The sequence below is a fragment of the Vibrio scophthalmi genome (assembly GCF_040869025.1).
Lineage (GTDB): Bacteria > Pseudomonadota > Gammaproteobacteria > Enterobacterales > Vibrionaceae > Vibrio > Vibrio scophthalmi.
The window spans coordinates 2,465,840-2,485,368 of the sequence record NZ_CP134271.1; the positions used below are offsets into that span (position 1 = coordinate 2,465,840).

Here is a 19,529-nt window from a genome sequence, read left to right on the forward strand (position 1 = left end):
TGAATTGACTGTTTATTATGAATAACAAAGGATGACTAAATGAACAAAACTCAGTTAATAGACTTTATTGCAGAAAAAGCTGATCTATCGAAAGGCCAAGCAAAAATGGCACTCGATATGATAATTAATGGAGTGTCTGATGCTCTAGCTGAAGGTGACCAAGTACAACTAATTGGTTTTGGTACGTTTAAAGTAAATCATCGTGCAGCTCGAACAGGTATCAACCCTAAAACCGATCAACAAATTCGCATTGCTGCTGCAAACGTTCCTGCTTTCGTGGCTGGTAAAGCACTTAAAGATACTGTGGCTAATTGTAAAAATATAAATGAATCACTAGTTGAGCCTGTAAAACGCTTAAATCCAACCTTCAAAACAAAGAGAGAATTATACATTCTATCTGGAAATGAATGTGTTTTTCCAAACTGCCCGCACAAAATGCTAGATGAATATAACCACTTTATTGGGGAAATATGTCATATTGAAGCAGCTGAAGCTAATGGTCAAAGGTTTAATCCAAAGCAAACCAACGAACAAAGGCGTCACATATCAAATCTCATGCTTATGTGCCCCACTCACCACAAAGTGACCAATAATGTCATCCAATACCCCGTTAACAAGCTAAAATGCATAAAGGCAGATCATGAAGCAAAGGTTCGTGAGAAGAAAATAACTGTAGATCTACCTGATAGCTTCATAGACTTCGGATTGGAAGAGTCAGCTTTACTACCCACTAACTTAAATGTTTTGGATATTAACCTTTCAGACTGTAATCCTAACTTTTTTAATGATTCTCTGGATTATATTAAGAAAGTAGCGGACTTACCACGAACTACAAGAAGCTTCTATCTAAGAGCTTTCTATCGAGCTTTTATCGCAGACGAATACTCTATTGGTTTCGATCCAAGAGAAATTAAACTTTATTTGCGGTGCTCTGATCACGATATAGACACTCACGCTTCTATACTCCAAAACGCAGGCTTACTTTCGGAGCTAGATATAGATTACGATGTGAACCCGGTCAAAGTACGTTATTGGTTCACAACGTTTGACAAAGAAGACAACCAAATTTACTTCTTACAAAGTGTCAAAAAGGCTTATGCTAACCAGCCTGCCATTCTAGAAGATATATTTTTGGAATTAAACTTCAACAGACTTGCATCAAACTAGAAATGACAAAAATTAGGTTTGGGTACTTACCCAAACCTTAAACCTATCATGGGTCCATAGGTCAAATTGTAGTGGTCAACTAAAATTGGCCACGGTTTTAGAGTTTTCCCAATATAATCGTTCTGACTCATTGGGAGTTAGACCACCGTTATACTGATGTGGCCTGAGTTGGCAGTAATATCCAATGATGTATCGAGTGATCTCTTGTTGAGCTTCTGCAAAGCTACGATAACCCACCGTTGGCACCCATTCCGTTTTCAGACTTCTAAAAAAGCGTTCCATCGGCGCATTATCCCAACAGTTTCCTCGGCGAGATAAACTCTGCTTTATTTGAAAACGCCACAGTAATTGGCGGTATTTACGACTGGTATAGTGACTACCTTGATCGCTATGGAACATGACACCTTTAGGCTTTCCACGAGACTCATAAGCCATCGAGAGAGCTTTGCCTGTTAGCTTAGAATCTGGTGATAACGACATCGACCAACCAATCACTTTGCGGGCAAAAAGATCGATAACAACCGCTAAATACATCCACCGATTACCCGTCCAAATATACGTAACATCGCCAGCCCAGACGTCATTTGGCGCGGTAACCGCAAACTGACGACCTAAGTGGTTTGGAATTTCAATATGTTCTTGTGAAGCCTTTCTGTAACGATGCTTTGGCTCTTGACAACTCACAAAACCAAGAGTTCTCATCAGCTTAGTCGCTCGGTAACGACTAAGCTTTATGCCCTGGTTTGTGACTATATCTGCAATGGTTCTCGCTCCTGCTGAGCCATTGCTTGCAGTATGGGCCTCGCTAACCAAGCTGCGAAGGTTTACTGTTTCAGCATTAATTACAGTTGGACGTTTAAGCCAATAGTTATAACTACTTCGATGAACATTGAAGACTTCGCATAATGTTTTTACGCTGTAGCTCTGCTTGAGTTTCTTGATGATCAAGAATTGTTCAGTGAGTCCGACATCAACAGAGCCGTGGCTTTTTTTAGTATTTCATTATGCTCTTCAAGGCGAGCCAGCTTCTTTTTTAGTTCCCGAATTTCTATTTGCTCAGGGGTCATAGGTGAAGCTTTCGGTGCTTTCCCTTGGCGCTCTTCTCTTAACTGGCGAACCCATTTATCCATCGTGGATTTACCTACATTCATGGCTTGGGCTGCTTCAGTCACTGAATAGTTTTGGTCTAGGACTAACTGCGCCGCTTCTAACTTAAATTCTGCGCTAAATAGTCGTCTTGTACGTTTTGTCATAATGTCACCTGTTAACTTATGAGGCGATGATATCACCTCTAACTAAGTGACCAAATTCACTATGCCACTACAAGTGGCATAGCGAATTTAGCCAGCCATTAAGAGACTTACAATACCTGATTTAATTCATTATTTGCTAAATTAGTAAACTCACTGACATATTTATGTCCAAATCAATTGCAGAAGGTGTGCGTGTCTGAAGACCAATAAATAAAAATATTGAGACACGGTAACTCGTTTTACTAAGCGATATATTAGTACGAAAATAAAGAAACTAGAGGTGCCTATCGTGACGAAATTACCAACAAACTCACCAACTGACTTTTGCGTAGCCTTTATAGAAAGGGAACTTGAAGATAGCCGAGAGAAAAAAATTTTGATGAGTCGCTGGTCACTTATGCAACGGATGATTGATCAGGCATCAAATCTTGAAAGGGTGTTCAACGAGCTAATCAAACGGTTTGGTTACGCTGACAAACTAGCAATCCTTTATGAATCAGAAAGGCCAAATGCTGAAGCTGTTTGGTTGACATTGGAACATATCTGGATGAGCGAAGATTTTGCGAAGGAAGAGTTTATCCAAGCAAGAATCAATAGACGTGAGCTACTCAAAATACAAGAAGATATCTCGGAGCTTTCATGTCGCCTAGCCGATATGCTAAGACGCCAGAGTGAATTGTATGAGTACTCTGGTTTTCGTCGGTATGATTTTCAAACAGCAGTCGATTCGTTGGTGCAAGGCGGAGAGCATAACCATCTTTTTGGGGCTTACGTTAAAAATGAGCTTGAAAGTCTGGCGTATCAATATGACCTTAAATACTGGCCTTCACGGGCTGATGTCGTAGAAGCCATTGGTGAGTTTGAAGCGCTTCAACCAATACCACAACATGTTGAAATCCCTGATGCGGTACTAGATGGAAGAGCGTCAGACCATAAAGATTTTGTCCTTTCGTTTGACGCCCAATTTGATGAACTAAATCAGCTACCTAGCGGATTTAGATTTAGCAATCAAGCGATGGCAGACATTATCAATGTAGTTTTAGATTCTCCGGAAGATAAGCTCATCCTTGGTGACACTATTCGAACGATCAGGAATCGATATGTAGTGGGCAAGTAAAACTGGCCACAGGTCTAGGGCTTTTCCATACTTTTGGTAATCTGAAATGCCTTCACTAGTGCAAAAGCCCTAACACGATAATGTCCAGATACGTGCCAGCACGATCATCGCTAATACTGTGATCATCGCTAATACACTTGTGCCCTAGGGTGCCCAAACTGCGAACAATATTTCGTCACTCTATGATGAAGTCAGGTTCACGCACGCACTCGTGTGCACTTAATTTGCTATTTGCGATTGCACTTTAGTGCGCGCGTGTTGGTTTGGCTTTAAAAGTGAAAGTAGAAGTGTTTTATAGAGGGTGTTTTAAATCTTGTCAATGTAACTTGTTGTATTTTATGTGTTTTAATTTGAAATTCTTTGCTTCTATTGATTTGATTAAGAGTTGCTTCACCCACCCACCCACTGAGTGGGTATATGATTTATACTCTATAATGGTTCGAATCCTGCAGGGCGTGCCATATATTCTAAAAGCCCCGATAACTCGATGAGTTGTCGGGGCTTTTGCGATCTTAGACCATTATTCGATAATGCCGATTCCTTCATCTTACCGAATAGCCACAATACTGATACGTAAGTCCACTTACGATGAATTAGCTTCGTCTAATTCGACTATTCAACATCAATAAAGTAAGTCGATTGTGCTGAAGGGTTCAAGTAGTGATACTGATCGAGTGTGAGATCTTTACTGTCCAAGACATTGGTGATGCTCAAACCAAATTCAGCAATATTGATGATGGCTGCTTGGGTGCGAGGCACATTTTGATCATAGACCAAGATGTATGGGCTTAGGCGTGTCTCTTTGTTGGTGGAAATCACGACCCCAATTTGATGGTCAGAGAGCTCAACAATGGTGCCTGGCGGATAAACGCCAACAACGCTAATTAACGCCATAATGTCTTTTACATCATGTTGCCCACGGCACTTATTGTATAAGTAGGTCAGTGCACTATGAGGGCTATGTTGGCTGTTTACGCCATTACATAGTTTGTCATAAGCATTGGCTAAAATGAGCACGCGTGAGAGTTGATGGATCTCATCTTGGTTCAAACTATTTGGATAGCCGGAACCGTCGTTGAGCTCATGATGTTGCCCAATTAACTTTAAAGCGGCTTCTGGGAACTTCGGGATCTTTGCGCAAATTTTTAGGCTTTTCTCTAAATGAGAAGCGAGCCGCTGGCGATCATCTTCTGCCAGTGGTTCTGGTTTAGACAGCAAACTCATCGGCAACTGGCTTTTGCCAATATCGTGATACAACGCAGAGAAGGCCGCTAACTGACATTGCTTGGGGTTAAACCCTTTTGCCTGGCAGATCAAAACCGATAACAACGACACGTTGAGCGAATGGTAATGCAATCGGCTGTAGCCTACAGAATCATTCATTAAATGAATTGCACTGCCGCTCTCGGTATCAATGTTTTTGTAGAGGAAGTTTACTATTGATAACGATTGGCTGATGCTGGGATTTGCACTTAGCTTATCAAGATCAAAAAGGTCTTGAACATCATTAAGCGTGCTGGCAAAGGCCTCTTTAGAGCGATGAATACGGTCTTCAATGGCGGCAAACTGCTTGCAACTGTCTTGCTTTTTAAGCCACATTTGGTCGAGTGCATCTTCTGCAACGGATTCGAGTAAATGCTCATGGCATACCTGTTCCGTTGGAGGGGGATTGCTTGGTTGAGCTTCCACATCTTGAACATCACTTTTCAGTGCATTAATCGTGATGGTTTTTAGCCCAAGCTGCTTGATGATATTGAGCTGCTCATCACTTTTGATTTTAAAAGAATTGAGTAAGAAAGGGTGCAGGCCCCATTTGAGTGGTAGATAAATATAATGGCCGACACGCAGCTGCTGTACATCAAGTCTTACTTTCATACTCATTCATATCAAAATTAACTGCAATACCTTATTCGCACGAATGCTTGGTATTTTATTTCAGCCTGACTCTACTCCGGAGTTCGGGACTTTTCTATCTTATTTCAGCGGAAAGTTGATGTCGGTGAGCGCTATTGCTCATTGCTTAAACCATGTGATGAAATTGAAGCTAAATTTTAACTTAAACGATTGAAAATTAGTCTGTTTGGTTATTGAGTTGAGTTCGAGGGGTCTGTTTTGGAGAAAGTGTTTTTGATACGAAAAGTTTTTGATATGGGGGTTTGTTGAAGAGATGGAGCGAATGAAAAGGGTCCGGGAGTGGCTATCGAAATAAGGTGCTCTCGCAATAAACTGAACCTAATGTCATCAACATCAGGTTCAGTTTTGAAAGTTTACTTAGTATGAAAAATTTGCTCGGTTTTTAGAGAGGTCAACGAGCGAATTTGGCGCCAGACGTAGTAAAAGATACCGAACATCATCAGCATGCTAGGGATGGCGATGATCGGGTAGCTGTATAGGGTTAGCTTACCTAATTCTTCATTAAATGCCGTTGTTCCCGCAGGACTGGTGACAATCCAAGTGGCAAGGAAATAGTTCATCGCAGAAGAAAAAGCGAAGGTGCTCGCAAACAGGTAGTTTGATGATACAAGGCAACGGTCGAAAGCGGCTTTACCCCCACTTTGTTGCAAGCGTTCATTAATGAGAGAAAGATTTAAGATGGTGTCATTAAGGATCATCTTCTGCATGAACGGGTAACGAGTAAAGGTTGAACCTAGAACGGCCAAGCCAATTAGACCCGGAATTAAGGCTTCTTTAAGTGCTAACCAACGTGTATCGAGTTCTAGCAAGCCAATACCACCGGTCAATAAAACGCTGACAAAGCCAAGCGCGGCGATAAAGTTAAACTTCTTGTTGCGGATGAGATCCATGCCACCGTAAACAATGGGGAATAGCAACGCGACGACAAGTGCCATTGCGGTGCCTAGGTGTTCATCGCCACTAAATTTCATCAAGATAAATGAAGGGATGAAGACGTTAAAGAGGATCTCGAAGAGAGGATTCGACTTTTTCGCGGTCGTGTTATTCATAATTTCCTACTGACTTTACTCTGTCGGCTGCGATTTCAATTCGAGACGAAGTGTCAATTGCCTAGCATCAGATGTAAAGCATTAAAGCGTCGAGTTATGTAACGACTTATGATGTCGGTCACATTGTTTGGGATACGAGAGACCTAGTTTGGACGTGATGCGTTTCAATTTGAGCGTAAGAGTATGGGCAAGTTGTGCTGTGTTCTGAGCCTGCTTCAAACGCATTTTGAGGCCAAGGGAATAAAGTCATAGGGGTGAAGATTGGTTTGATGTTCAATGCTTATCGGTTAAGGAATGATGCGTGTTTAATTCGTTTGTTTTTCGGTCTATAAACTCATTATCCAGTTTGATTTTGTTTTGGAGTACAGTGTGAAAGGTTTCAAATCGGCTCTGCCACACAAAGTTTGCCCTGTCTGCTTGCGGCCATTTTCTTGGCGAAAGAAATGGCAGCGCAACTGGGATGAAGTTGTGTATTGTTCTCAACGTTGTCGCCGCGCAAAAAAAATCGCGTCGAATCAATAGAACTATAAAAGTTTATCTGCCGATATTGTCGATTATTCTCCTTTCTACCAAGGCAATACTTTTCCGTTGTAAGCTAAAAATGCGCCATTTTGTTGTGGGGTTACCGTTTCAATTATTCGGACTAAATCGCAGGCCACTTGCTGTGATTCGAACAGTTTTCCTTGTGGTACATTCGCCTGAAATGGCACGGAAAGGGGCGTGTTCGTTGTTCCTGGATGTAAAGAGAGTACGGTGCCGTGTTTGATCGTGCGTTGCCATTCAATCGCAATGGTTTTCAGAAGCATATTGAGCGCCGCTTTGGAGGCTCGATAACTGTACCAACCTCCAAGATGGTTATCTGTAATACTACCGACTCGAGCGGAAATAGCGGCCAATTTAGGGGCTTGGCTCTGTTTTAATATTGGCGAAAAATACTTGGCAAGCAACAACGTCGGTAAAGTATTGACTGAGATGTTATGCAAAAAGAAATCACTTTGAACTGAGGCTAAATTCTTCTCTGGCCCTTTTGTCGGGGTATGTAGCATACCCGCGCAATTCACCAACCAATCGAGCTTGGTTAGCTGTGCACTGAATACCGCGATTTGTGTTTCTTTGGTGATGTCCAATTGATGCCATTGCAGGCGGTCATGCTGCCATTTAGGCAGAGCATGCCGGTAAGTGGCATGGACAAGAGCATCTGGATATTTCATAAGTAGTTCACGCACCATTGCAAAGCCGATCCCGCCATTACCGCCAACGACCAATATTTCCATCATAGCTCCTCGATATTCTGCATGTATTGCTCTGCGGTGAGCAATATCTCATCTTGTATTTGCGGATCGGTGCGATCCCAAGAGCGATAAATCATTCCAATGCGAGGATTATTGGCTAAACGTTGGCGATGCTTATGCATGAAGCGCCAATAAAGGCTATTCAATGGGCACGCACCTTCGCCACTGCGCTGGTTAACGCTGTAATGGCATCCTTTGCAGTAGTCACTCATTTTGTTGATGTATGAGCCACTCGCCGCATAAGGTTTTGTTCCGACGATACCGCCATCAGCAAACAAAGCCATACCACGAGTATTGGGCATCTCGACCCATTCTATTGCATCGATGTAAATACCCAGATACCACTGGTCGACTTGATCGGGGGCGATTTCGGTAATCAAGCAGAAATTCCCTGTCACCATTAAACGTTGAATATGATGCGCGTAAGCATAATCGAGAGACTGACGAATCGCGTGATGTAGACACGACATTTTGGTTTCGCCATCCCAAAAGTAGTGAGGCAAAGCTTGTGTGGCATCGAGCGCGTTTAAGGTTTGGTAGTTGGGCATATTGGCCCAGTAAACTGCTCGAATATACTCACGCCAACCGAGTATTTGGCGTATGAAGCCTTCTACTTGAGCGATATCGATGTCAGACCTATTACGATAGGCTTCAAGTGCGGCATCAATCACTTCTGCAGGGCTGAGCAGTTTACTATTAAGAGAAAAGGATAAGCGACTATGGTACAAGCTCCACTTGGCGTTGTGTTCTTGTGTCATCGCATCTTGAAAACGGCCAAACAAAGGTAAGCAAATTTGACAAAAATAAGCGAGTAAAGAGAGGCTTTGAGAACGGTTAATTGGCCAAATTAGTTGGTCACCAATTGAGCCAATAGTATTGATGTTATGTCGTTTTAAGCGCTGGAGGACTTCGCAGGTCTTTGTGCCAAACAGCATAGGTTGCGGGAGCTGCTCGATATCTTGAGATTTGAGTTTATTACGATTACTGGCGTCGAAATTCCATTTTCCCCCTTCGGGCTTACCGTCATGAATCATGACATTGAAGCGCTTTCGCATACGGCGATAAAAGTGTTCCATCATGATGTGTTTTTGCGCTGGAAATTGTTGCTCTATCTCGCTATATGGCAGCATAAAGTGGTCGCTATCGACACAATTTGTCGTGACGCTGGTGGTGCTTATCCTGCTTGGCGACGACGGGGTTTTATTGTTGGCTAGCGGAGGGAGTTTCAGGTTAGCGAGTTGAGCGAGTAATCGGTACTCGTCGGGACGCTGGTATTCAAAAATAGAGGCATTGACTTTGGCGACGTAGTGGGCAATCAATGCAGTAATATCGGCGAAGTGCTGAGTGTCATCTAAGGTCAAATGTAGGATATGGTGACCTTCTTGTTGTCGCTCGTTGGCAAATGCCTGCATAGCAAGAAAAAAGGCGCATACTTTTTGAATGTGGTGTGGCGCATAATGGGTTTCTTGATGCAGCTCTGCGATTAAATATAAGGTGGTATCATCAACCTGTTCAAACCAACTGTGTTGGGCGTTTAACTGGTCGCCCAAAATAAGGCGAACTCGAGTGTAGTGCATTAGATGGACTCCTGATTACCTTTTTGGGGCACGATAGGCCAATCGACCATATCGACACCATCTGTTTGCGCGTGTGAACAATGGCCTTGCCAGCGACGAATGAAGGACAAGTCAGCGTCATAGTGCTGAGTTTGTTTGTTGAGATCAAAACGTCTTGAACCGCGCGGATCTGCACCGACGCCTGCAAGGTATTGCCAGTTTCCCCAGTTTGATGCGACGTCATAATCGACTAGCTGAGTTTCAAAATACGCCGCGCCGTAGCGCCAATCCAGTTGCAATTCATAGATCAAACAACTGGCGACGATCTGTCTACCTCTATTGGACATGAAGCCAGTTTGGTTGAGTTGGTGCATGCACGCATTCACGATCGGGAAAGGGGTTTCGCCTCGCTTCCATTGCAAAAATCTTTGCGGATAGAAACTCGTCAGTGGCGCGCTAGGTTTATTGCCTGAAAAGCGAAACAACCTTGCACCATGTTTCATTGCTGACCAATAAAAATATTCTCGCCAGAGCAATTCAAAAGAGATCCAGTAGGTGGATTCGTTCCGGCCGAATTGATGCTCATGTTCTGCTAACATCGAAAGTATGGTACATGGTGAGAGGCAACCTATCGCCAACCAAGGTGACAGTTTGGTTGAATAATCCATGCCATCTAGCTCGTTGCGAGTTTGCTTATAGTGTTGTGGTAGGGGGGAGGAAAAATAGCGCTGACAATGCGTTAGCCCAGCAAGTTCGCCGCCCTCAAAAAGCGCGGGTTGAGTGGGGGGTAACTTAGGCCATGTTTCCTCAAATTGAATTTGTAGTGGCGGTGGTAACCTTGTAGTTGTTGTATTGCGTGCTGGTTTGTCGAGTTCTTCAACTTGTTTGCGAAATTGGGTAAACGTTGATGGTAGAGCATTCAGTTCAAATGGTAAGTCGGACTTGCGGAAAAGGCTGCGTACATGGTCTTGAGTTACAATCAGTGAGGGGAATTGCTCTTTAAGTTGCCGTAAAACCTGTTTTTCATCAGTGCCGACGAAGGCGTCGCAGTATAAGTGATCAACCGAATGGTCATGGATAATGCGTTGTAATTTGGCATAAGGAGTCGATGTGGTGACCACAAGTTGTTGACCTAGTGCGGTAAGTGATTTTTGGAGGCACTTTGCGGATTGAGATAGAAACTGTATTTTTGCTGCGGAGAAGCGATGTTCCTGCGCGTAATGAGTGATAAACCGTGTCATTTTGGGGAAGCAATAGAGGCAGATTAGCGTATCGACTTCTTGAGAAGCTCGTTGCAGCAGCGGGTTGTTTTCAATGCGCAGATCCTGCGTAAACCAATATAGACCTATTGTGTTTGTCACGTTAAGTTCCCAAGTTCATTATTTTATCAGGCTTTTTTAGGTACGAGAGCAAGCGTTAGTCGATCAGTGTTGAGGTGATAATGGAGCAAAGAAATTTGGCCAGGTATTAGAGATAGTATTTTGCAAAAAAACGCGCATAATCTGGCTATAGAAACCTTAAAGAAGATATTTACTATGACTAACTTTCAATATTACTTTCAGAAACTACCTTGCTTTGGCTGTAAAAAAACGCAAGTAAACGTTGATCTTGGTTGGCTAACGGCAACGATGAAGGAAGATGTTTTAGCGCAACTTTCTACGATCATAGCTGAAGGCAACATTGAAGCGGATCTTTCCGTAAACGTGACATGCACGGCTGCAGAAGCGCGTGATTATCTATTGCTGAATTTCTACGGTTACTCGGAAGAAGAGTTGGATGGCCAGATTGAAGCTGACGATGAGAAAGAAGTCGCAGATGAAATCGCTGAGCTATTGGCTGATGGTAATACAGTTGCTGTATTTGAGCATGACATTGCACTACAAAGCTGTACTGAGTGTGGTATCGAAGACGATGAGTCTATTGAAGGGTAATCGCTTTTCTTCAATGATGTAGCAAGCTTCGATAAAGACTTCTTGTAAACATCGCTCAAGATAATAAGGGCTGATGAGAACGTTCTCATCAGCCCTTGTATTTTAAGTTCGCTACTTGTCACGATGATTTGTTGTTATCTCAACGATTCAATCGCCTTAATCAGCCCTTCTAGCCCTTGCTCCACTTTACTACGCTGACAGCCGACGTTAAAACGCAAATGGTTGCGACCTAATGGACCGTAGGCGTCACCACGCATGATGGCGATCTTATGATCGTGGATCAGAGTATGTTGCAGCGCATCCATATCAATTCCTAATGGCGTCAGATCGATCCAGGCGAGGTATGTGCCTTGTGGCGGGCAAAAATTCAGTTGCGGAAACGCTTGGTTGAGACGTTCAGCAACCCACTCAAGGTTCTGGCCTAAATACTCTCTGAGTTCACCAAGCCAAGGCGCTCCTTCGCGATAGGCGGTCATCATGGCAATCACGCCAAAAATAGACGGCGAGGACAGGCCATCGGTCAGTTTGAGGATCTCTAAATACGCTTGCTTGGTCTGCTCACATCCAATCGCGGCATAAGCGCCACTTAGCGCAGGGACGTTAAATGATTTTGAGGCTGAGCTCACCAGCGCCCATCGGTTATCTTGCGCTACTTTTGTCCAAGGAGTGTAAGGCTCAAAGCAAATATCCATGTGGATGTCATCACTGATCACACAGAGTTTATGCCGTTGGGTAATCTCAGCTATTTTGCTCAGTTCTTCTTGGGTCCAAACTTTTCCAGTCGGGTTGTGTGGGTTACACAGCAATAAAATTGTGCAGTTAGGATCGGCCGCTTGTTGTTCCAGCAGTGACCAATTGATCTGATAATCACTGCGCTGTGCATCTTGTGCTGAACGGGGGATGGCTTGCAGCGGATTCGGTATCGCGATGCGATCAGCGCTCTCTATGATTGGCTTGAAGGCATCATAGGCAGGATCAAAATAGAGTATGCCATCACCAGGCTTGGACCAAAGCTGAATCAGACGAGAGATGATGTACATGACCGACGGACCATACACCAAACTCTCTTCATTTAGCTCTGTTTGATATTGGTTGGCAAACCAGTGACAAATGGACTGTTTAAAATCGGCATGATTCCAGCGACTGTAGCCAAAAATACCATGATCTAGTCGTTGCTGCAGTGCCTCGGTGATGCAAGGAGCGGAGGCAAAATCCATATCAGAAATGGTGAAAGGCAATAGATCTGAAAAACCAAAGCGGTCACCGACATAATCCCACTGCGTAGAGTAAGTATTGAGGCGGTTAGTGGGGGCTGAAAAATCAAAACTCATCGAGCAGTTCCTAAGCAAGGAAGGGTAGAAAGACGCGGCGACTTTCGTCGCCGCGTCAGCATTACTGCAGGAGCAATAACTCTCGGGGGGAAGAGAGTTATTTGTTCAGCAACGCTTGTTCTAAACGGTGTAAACGACGATTTTGTTCAATCATTTTACGAATCAGTTCGCGTTCAGAAAGTGTCGTCATTAGATGATCTTGGGCGTGAACCATGATCATACTCACCACGATTTTCTCACCACAAATTTCTTGACGGATCAGATCAGTTTGCACCGCGTGGGCTTTGCGAACGCTGACGTTGCATTGCTCCATCATGGCATCTACTTCGTCAAATTTGCCTTCTTCTGACAGCGATAAAGCCTCATAAGCATAACCCTTCGCTTCGCCTGAATAACTCACGATAGAGATTATGATTTTTTCAAAATCTTCATTCATTTCTTGGGTGTTGCTCATGGGATGTTCCTTGGATTTGATTGATTTCGTTTGATGTATTCACACTATCAGACACCCGAAAAAAAGCGATGAAACTTGATTTCACAGATTTAGTGAAATCAAGTTTCGTTGACGAAATTAGGCAGATGGCTGTTAATTGAGCCGTAATTTAATACGAATCTGATATACGAATAGAAAGGAAATAATGATGAAGATTTTACTAGTTTGTGCTGGTGGTTTTTCAACCACAATGATGATGGAAGAAATTAAAAAAACGATCAACGGCAGTCAAAAACTGAATTTGGAAGACTTCACGTTAGAGGCTATTTCTGTCGATCGACTAGCAGAAAAAATTAACAATTTTGAAGTGATTCTTGTTGGCCCTCAATTGAGCCATAAATATAAGGCGATTGAAGCATCTGCATTAGAAAATAATAAGCCTTCGGTACTGCTTTCAGCTGAAATTTACGGTGCTATGGATGGTGCAACGGTACTAAAACAAGCGCTTCTTGCACACAAAAAGCATCAAATGAGTCTAACGGACTAAGTTTCACGCCTCTCCCTACATAAGTGCGTGATTACCAGTACCCATTATAATAATGAACAAAGGTTATTTATATGAGCCTGTTTGCTTCTTTTGAAAAACTGTTGAGTAGCATATTGCTACCAATTGCAGAAAAAATAGATAAGCAAGTCCATCTGAGTGCAGTCAAAAAAGGTATGGTCGTATTGACGCCTATATTGCTGCTTGGTTCGATGGCATATCCATTAAAAGCACTGAAGAACGTATTTTCTGATTCAGCTGCGGTACAAGAATGGTTTATTAATAATACTTACCTGATCGATCTGTTAATCAAGTTTTCACTTGGCTTTATTGCAATATATACCGTTATTGCCATCGCTTACTTCTTGAGCGAAGGGTATAAAATATACACCGTTGGTGCGATCGCCTTATCGCTCTTCTCCTATTTGATATTGACCACTACGGTTAACCCCGATGGTTCGCTCGATATTCGCTTCTTTGACTCAAAAGGTCTGTTTACGGCGATATTTGTGGCGATTGCCAGTGTGGAAATATATCGGTTCTTTACTGAGAGAAAGCTGGTGATCAGAATGCCTGAAGGCGTGCCAGATTTTGTTTCTAGCTCGTTTGAATTGATCACGCCGACGGCATTTATTGCTGTGCTGTTTATCTCAATCCGCTACTTTGTTGCTGATTTCACTGGTGGTTTATTAGTACCAGAAATCTTGATGGAAGTGTTAGCGCCAGTGGTTGGTAGCCTAGATAACTTGTGGGTTGTGTGGTTTGTGATCATGCTGCGCTTGTTGTTCTGGTTCTTTGGTATTCACTCGGCAGTGCTTAGCCCAATCCTATCTCCTATTTTTGTTCAATATCTGTCAGAAAACATTGCAGCGAAAACATTAGCAGAGGAACTGCCTCACTTTGTGACTGGTGGTACTTTCTCAGCCTTTGTGAACTTTACCGGTTCCGGTGTGACGCTAGGTTTGGTCATCGCGATGATGATTGCCAAAACGCAACGTTATCGAAAAGTGGGTCAGGTTTCTTTGGTACCGAGTCTATTTGGTATTAACGAACCGGTGCTATTTGGTGCGCCAATCATCTTAAACCCGATTCTATTTATTCCGTTTGTCTTTGGTGGCTCGCTTATCGGTATCTTCCCACTAGTACTGATGAAATATGGCTTCCTAGCAAAACCGTTCTTTGATCCACCGTATCTACCATTGTTCTTTGAAGGTTATTTAACCGCTTTTGACTGGAGAACACCGTTTGTTCAGGTGGTGCAGATTATGGCTTCTTTCTGTGTTTACTATCCGTTCTTCCGAATTATGGATAAACAAGAAATGATCCGTGAAGCGCAAGTTGAAGCGGAAAAAGAGAAAAAGTCGGTCTTCAGCAAGAAAGATGATGAGTTGCTCGATGAACTGGGACTCGATTTCTAACCCAGCTCGATAACTAATTTAGGTTGATAACTAATTTAGATCGATAAGTAACTTAGCTCGATAGCAAACCAATCTGATCTCAATGATGCTCTATCTGTGAGATCAGATTCTTTCTAAGCGGGGAGATGCGAATGCCTACATTCAGTCTAAAGCCGTACCAAGCGCAGTTTGATGCGTTGCTGGTAAGCGATAACAATCACAAGCGTTACTTAAGTGGCTTTACCGGTAGTGGTGGTCACTTATTGCTGACCCAAACGGGCGCCGAGTTACTGGTTGCTGGTAAATATTGGCATCAAGTCGCGGAACAAAGTCCACATTGCTACCGAGAGTGTACCGATGACGCAGGTTGGTTACCAACCTTGCAACAGAGGCTGGATTTTCATGGTGTTGAACGGTTGGGATTTGAATCACACGCGCTGAGTTATCAAGACTTCGAGTTATTGCAGCAAGGGTTATCTCAGCAACTAGTGCCAACGAGTGATGTCATTGCACCTTTGCGACGTTGTAAATCGAAGCAAGAGATTCGTTTGATCGCAAAAGCGTGTGAGATCACTGAAGCTGCAATTGAGCTTGCGTTGGACGATTTTCATCTCGGGATGAGTGAGCACCAATTAGCGGCGCATCTTGAGTTTCATGCGCGCATGCTCGGGGCTGACAGCATTGATTTTTTGATTGTTGTCTCAGGAGAACGTGGCGCATTGCCTCATGGTCGCCCTTCAGAGCGCATCATTGGTGAAGGTGAGTTAGTCACCATTGATTTTGGGGTGGTGTATCAAGGTTACCATTCAGATGTTACGCGCACTTTCTGTATCGGCGCGATTTCTTCTCAGTTACACGATTTATTTACCGCGGTGCATAACGCGCAACGGTTGGGTGTTGAGATGCTTCGTCCCGGCATTCGTGCTGCCGCTGTTGATGAAGCTGTGCGGCACTATCTCACTCAGCTTGGCTATGGTGAGGCGTTTTGCCATGGTCTTGGCCATGGTGTGGGGTTACAAGGGCACGAGTACCCGCTATTAACCGCAAGTAGCAACGCGCGACTTGAAGCGGGGATGGTGTTAACCATCGAACCAGGCGTTTACCTACAAGGTGTCGGTGGCGCGCGCGTGGAAGACACGCTGGTGATCACTGAAAACGGCTGTGAAAGCTTAACCAAGTTGCCGCGAAAATTACGCGATATTAGCAAAATATCTTGAATTAGCTGTGGTATAGCACAAATCGGCATGAATAAGCCGGGAGTAATAACAATGACAGATTTTAGTTTGTTGGCTCAACTTAATAATGCTCATGGTCCTTCTGGACGTGAAGATGAAGTGAGAAAAGTGATTTGTGATGCGCTTGCGCCGATCGCAGATGAGATTACGTTTGACGGTCTAGGCAGTGTGATTGCTCGCCTTAACCGCCATGCAACCGGTCCTAAGGTAGCGGTCGTCGCGCACATGGATGAAGTGGGTTTTTTGATCCGTGAAATTCGCCCAGATGGTCTATTGAAAGTCTTTAAGCTTGGCGGGATTGACCCTGCTGTGGCGATCAATAGTGAGCTCGAAATCAAAACGCGCAGTGGTCAAAAATACACAGGCTTAGTCTGGAGTAATAAAGCGGCTGCGGAATTAACGAATGATGATTTGTGGGTCGATGTGGGTGCGAGCAACGCCGACGATGTATTGTCAATGGGCATTGAAATAGGTGATAGCGCGGTGTTTGCTACACGCCATTTTGATCTCAACAATAGCGGCAATCTTGTGGCTAAAGCGCTGGATGATCGTATTGGTTGTTGGCTTGGTATTGAATTAATGCGCACTATGGCAGATAAAGCCTTGCCATGTGATCTCTATTTTGTCGCGTCTGTGCAGGAAGAAGTTGGCACCAAAGGCGGAAAAACGGCGATTGAGCAACTGCGACCGGATGTGGTTTTAGTGCTGGATGTTGCCACGGCAAAACATGTTAGCAGCAGTTCGGGTTCACAACGAATTTATGGCAATGGGCCATGTTTGGTGGTGGCGGATAAAATCGCTCTTGGCCACTATCCATTGCTTAACTTTGTTAGCGATGTGGCCAAAGAGTTCGGTATTTCGGTGCAACGTGATTTTCTTGCCGGTGGTGGCACCGATAATGGCCCGGCAACATTGGTTGGCAGTGGCATCGCCGGACTGGCGATTATTTTGCCAGTCCGGAACTGTCACTCGGCGTATACCCAAGTCAATCAGCACGATGCCACACAGTGTTTGAGCTTGTTACAACAGGTGATCACTCAACTGGATGAAATGCAGAAAGCGCGCTTGTACCCCTACTACCAATAGGGCTCTCTGGCTCGTTTAACATTGCGAATGGGTCTTGCTCAGTTAAACGTTGATGTAACTGATAGACCGCACGCAGATGCTGAACATTATCAATATGGCTAATCATCATTATTTGTCTGACTGGTCGGTTGAAATTGTCGCAGATCGGCTTCGCAAGTGGCAGGTGAGCGATGGCAATGCGGCGTGAATGCGCCGCATTTTTACCATGACAAATCAGCAGCCCATGTTGGGCAAAATAAGCGTGGCTATTGGCATGCATCAATGTTTGTACGCCACTGGCGTAGTCTTTCGTTACCAACCCCATCGTTTCCATTTCAGCACTTAACCAGTTTAAGATGGGTGTTAACTCTGAACTGGCTGGCATCTCTTTGTTGTTTCTCAGTGTCACCAGCAAATCATCTAACGCGGGTAGGGTACGGTCATCGATGATCTTATCGCCCATTTGCTTGATCAATTTAGCGACAAATTTTTCAGTATTAAGCTCTCGGCTGCAGCTTTTTGCTATCGATAGCAGTTTCTCCAGTGACATCGGATTTAGACTACGTGCTTCGATAGCCTTATGGATCAATCGCGTTAAATAACATACCTCTTCATCGCGTAATGGCTCGACCAAATGGTGACCATTTTGATCGGCAATGAGTTTGATGTGGTCAAATAACTGGCGGGAATAAAGGCTTTGTTCGCCAATTTGAGTATTGAGATTATTTTTAGCTCGGTAGACGGCGGTAGTGAGATAAATAACCATGTCATTAAGCAATGTTGTATCGCTTAATAAATCCTCACCACAATAGCGACTAATATCGCTGACGAGTTGGAAAATAAAGCTTTCAGCCTGCAGGCGTTTTTCGTAGAACCCATCAGTATTCATACCGCCGAGAAAGTATTCAGCTAAATGCAGAGCTCTGAGGAATCCCCTAATGATTTTGATAAAAATCATAAATTTAAGGTAGATGCACATCTTGTCATGTGATCAAATGGTTCTGAGAAAAATCAATAACCAGACAACAAGATGTGCGAACTCGATATTTTACACGACTCTCTTTACCAATTCTGCCCTGAATTGCACTTAAAACGACTCAACAGTTTAACGCTGGCTTGCCACGCATTACTTGAATGTAAAACGCTCACTCTTACCGAACTTGGTCGTAACCTGCCAACGAAAGCCAGAACAAAACATAACATCAAACGAATCGACAGATTGTTAGGTAATCGTCACTTGCACAAAGAGCGACTCGCTGTATACCGTTGGCATGCCAGCTTTATCTGTTCAGGTAATTCGATGCCCATTGTTCTTGTTGACTGGTCTGATATTCGTGAGCAAAAACGGCTTATGGTATTGCGGGCTTCGGTGGCACTACATGGTCGTTCTATTACTCTTTATGAGAAAGCCTTTCCGCTTTCAGAGCAATGTTCAAAGAAGGCTCATGACCAATTTCTAGCCGACCTTGCAAGCATTCTACCGAGTAACACTACACCGCTCATTGTCAGTGATGCTGGCTTTAAAGTGCCATGGTATAAATCCGTTGAAAAGCTAGGTTGGTACTGGTTAAGTCGAGTCAGAGGGAAAGTGCAATATGCAGATTTAGGTGCGGAAAACTGGCAACCTATCAGCAACTTACATAGCATATCCTCAAGTCGCTCAAAGACTTTAGGCTATAAGAGGTTGACTAAGAGCAACCCAATTTCATGTCAAATTGCACTGTATAAATCACGTCCTAAAGGCCGAAAAAATCAGCGTTCGACACGGACTAATTGTCATCATCCGTCACCTAAAATCTACTCCGCTTCGACAAAAGAACCATGGGTTTTAGCGACTAACTTGCCCGTTGAAATCCGAACACCAAAGCAACTTGTTAGGCTCTACTCGAAGCGTATGCAAATTGAAGAAACCTTCCGAGACTTGAAAAGCCCAGCCTACGGTTTAGGCCTCCGTCATAGCCGAACTAGCAGCTCAGAGCGCTTTGATATCATGCTGCTAATCGCCCTAATGCTTCAACTGACATTTTGGCTTGCTGGAGTTCATGGTCAGAAACAAGGTTGGGATAAGCACTTCCAAGCTAACACTGTCAAAAATCGAAATGTACTCTCAACAGTGCGCTTAGGGATGGAAGTTTTGCGGCATTCTGGCTACACAATAACGAGGGAAGACTTGCTCGCGGCTGCAACCCTGCTTGCTCAAAATCTATTCAAACATGGTTGTGCTTTGGGGAAATTATGAGGGGAT

17 protein-coding genes and 1 pseudogene are annotated in these 19,529 nt (G+C 43.8%); 9 read left to right on the top strand and 9 right to left on the bottom strand.

Features of this window, described 5'->3' with window-relative positions:
* Nucleotides 1–39: 39 nt before the first annotated feature.
* Nucleotides 40–306, top strand: a pseudogene (locus tag RJD38_RS11360) (HU family DNA-binding protein); the annotation flags it as partial.
* A gap of 936 nt (nucleotides 307–1,242) precedes the next feature.
* On the opposite strand, the gene RJD38_RS11365 reads toward RJD38_RS11360, so the two are convergent.
* A protein-coding gene (locus tag RJD38_RS11365) for an IS3 family transposase (RefSeq protein WP_367971291.1) occupies nucleotides 1,243–2,420 on the bottom strand; the annotation gives its coding sequence in 2 pieces (ribosomal slippage) (nucleotides 1,243–2,162 and nucleotides 2,162–2,420; 1,179 coding nt in all).
* A 289-nt stretch (nucleotides 2,421–2,709) separates the two neighbouring features.
* Between RJD38_RS11365 and RJD38_RS11370 the strand changes: the two genes are divergently transcribed.
* Nucleotides 2,710–3,537 (top strand): hypothetical protein, encoded by an 828-nt coding sequence (locus RJD38_RS11370; RefSeq protein WP_197497773.1) that lies wholly within the window; start codon nucleotides 2,710–2,712, stop codon nucleotides 3,535–3,537.
* Nucleotides 3,538–4,149: 612 nt separating this feature from the next.
* Here RJD38_RS11370 and RJD38_RS11375 read toward each other — a convergent pair.
* Nucleotides 4,150–5,412 (bottom strand): HD-GYP domain-containing protein, encoded by a 1,263-nt coding sequence (locus RJD38_RS11375; RefSeq protein ID WP_231893133.1) that lies wholly within the window; start codon nucleotides 5,410–5,412, stop codon nucleotides 4,150–4,152.
* Nucleotides 5,413–5,804: 392 nt separating this feature from the next.
* A complete protein-coding gene (locus tag RJD38_RS11380) occupies nucleotides 5,805–6,500 on the bottom strand; it encodes a VC0807 family protein (RefSeq protein WP_065545534.1) in 696 nt (231 codons plus the stop codon).
* 369 nt (nucleotides 6,501–6,869) lie between these two features.
* Here RJD38_RS11380 and RJD38_RS11385 point away from each other — a divergent pair, with 369 nt between their 5' ends.
* On the top strand, nucleotides 6,870–7,022 hold the full coding sequence (locus RJD38_RS11385; RefSeq protein WP_081467367.1) for a DUF2256 domain-containing protein: 153 nt from the start codon (nucleotides 6,870–6,872) through the stop codon (nucleotides 7,020–7,022).
* 44 nt (nucleotides 7,023–7,066) lie between these two features.
* Here RJD38_RS11385 and RJD38_RS11390 read toward each other — a convergent pair whose 3' ends face one another.
* Genes RJD38_RS11390 through RJD38_RS11400 form a run of 3 tightly spaced genes read right to left on the bottom strand, consistent with a single transcriptional unit; the run spans nucleotide 7,067 to nucleotide 10,709 of the window.
* The gene (locus tag RJD38_RS11390) at nucleotides 7,067–7,774 is read right to left on the bottom strand and encodes an SDR family oxidoreductase (protein WP_005594588.1); all 708 of its coding nucleotides are present in this window, start codon (nucleotides 7,772–7,774) and stop codon (nucleotides 7,067–7,069) included.
* Complete coding sequence (locus RJD38_RS11395) at nucleotides 7,774–9,369, bottom strand: cryptochrome/photolyase family protein (protein ID WP_065545533.1); 1,596 nt, start codon at nucleotides 9,367–9,369, stop codon at nucleotides 7,774–7,776. The genes RJD38_RS11390 and RJD38_RS11395 overlap by 1 nt, the downstream gene beginning before the upstream one ends.
* On the bottom strand, nucleotides 9,369–10,709 hold the full coding sequence (locus RJD38_RS11400) for a DASH family cryptochrome (RefSeq protein ID WP_065545532.1): 1,341 nt from the start codon (nucleotides 10,707–10,709) through the stop codon (nucleotides 9,369–9,371). The genes RJD38_RS11395 and RJD38_RS11400 overlap by 1 nt, the downstream gene beginning before the upstream one ends.
* 174 nt (nucleotides 10,710–10,883) lie before the next feature.
* Here RJD38_RS11400 and RJD38_RS11405 point away from each other — a divergent pair, with 174 nt between their 5' ends.
* Nucleotides 10,884–11,279: a hypothetical protein gene (locus RJD38_RS11405; protein ID WP_065545531.1), complete on the top strand. Its 396-nt coding sequence runs from the start codon at nucleotides 10,884–10,886 to the stop codon at nucleotides 11,277–11,279.
* Between the two features lie 134 nt (nucleotides 11,280–11,413).
* Here the strand turns inward: RJD38_RS11405 and RJD38_RS11410 are convergent, their stop codons facing one another.
* Both RJD38_RS11410 and RJD38_RS11415 read right to left on the bottom strand, forming a co-directional pair.
* A complete protein-coding gene (locus RJD38_RS11410) occupies nucleotides 11,414–12,610 on the bottom strand; it encodes a MalY/PatB family protein (protein WP_065545530.1) in 1,197 nt (398 codons plus the stop codon).
* Nucleotides 12,611–12,707: 97 nt separating this feature from the next.
* Nucleotides 12,708–13,064: a PTS lactose/cellobiose transporter subunit IIA gene (locus tag RJD38_RS11415; protein ID WP_005594598.1), complete on the bottom strand. Its 357-nt coding sequence runs from the start codon at nucleotides 13,062–13,064 to the stop codon at nucleotides 12,708–12,710.
* A 187-nt stretch (nucleotides 13,065–13,251) separates the two neighbouring features.
* On the opposite strand from RJD38_RS11415, the gene RJD38_RS11420 reads away from it, so the two are divergent.
* The 4 genes from RJD38_RS11420 (at nucleotide 13,252) to RJD38_RS11435 (ending at nucleotide 17,305) form a co-directional block, all read left to right on the top strand.
* A complete protein-coding gene (locus RJD38_RS11420; RefSeq protein ID WP_005594599.1) occupies nucleotides 13,252–13,590 on the top strand; it encodes a PTS lactose transporter subunit IIB in 339 nt (112 codons plus the stop codon).
* A gap of 71 nt (nucleotides 13,591–13,661) precedes the next feature.
* Nucleotides 13,662–15,005: a PTS sugar transporter subunit IIC gene (locus RJD38_RS11425; RefSeq protein WP_006714162.1), complete on the top strand. Its 1,344-nt coding sequence runs from the start codon at nucleotides 13,662–13,664 to the stop codon at nucleotides 15,003–15,005.
* Nucleotides 15,006–15,136: 131 nt separating this feature from the next.
* Entirely contained in the window at nucleotides 15,137–16,201 is a 1,065-nt protein-coding gene (locus RJD38_RS11430) for a M24 family metallopeptidase (RefSeq protein ID WP_065545529.1), read from the top strand.
* A gap of 51 nt (nucleotides 16,202–16,252) precedes the next feature.
* Nucleotides 16,253–17,305 (top strand): M42 family metallopeptidase, encoded by a 1,053-nt coding sequence (locus RJD38_RS11435; RefSeq protein WP_065545528.1) that lies wholly within the window; start codon nucleotides 16,253–16,255, stop codon nucleotides 17,303–17,305.
* On the opposite strand, the gene RJD38_RS11440 is transcribed toward RJD38_RS11435, so the two are convergent.
* Nucleotides 17,253–18,263, bottom strand: coding sequence for a PRD domain-containing protein (locus RJD38_RS11440; RefSeq protein ID WP_367971295.1), 1,011 nt, complete (start codon nucleotides 18,261–18,263; stop codon nucleotides 17,253–17,255). The two genes, RJD38_RS11435 and RJD38_RS11440, sit on opposite strands and share 53 nt — an antisense overlap.
* A 51-nt stretch (nucleotides 18,264–18,314) precedes the next feature.
* On the opposite strand from RJD38_RS11440, the gene RJD38_RS11445 reads away from it, so the two are divergent.
* Nucleotides 18,315–19,523, top strand: a complete 1,209-nt coding sequence (locus RJD38_RS11445) for an IS4 family transposase (RefSeq protein WP_032073033.1) — start codon at nucleotides 18,315–18,317, stop codon at nucleotides 19,521–19,523.
* Nucleotides 19,524–19,529 lie beyond the last annotated feature (6 nt).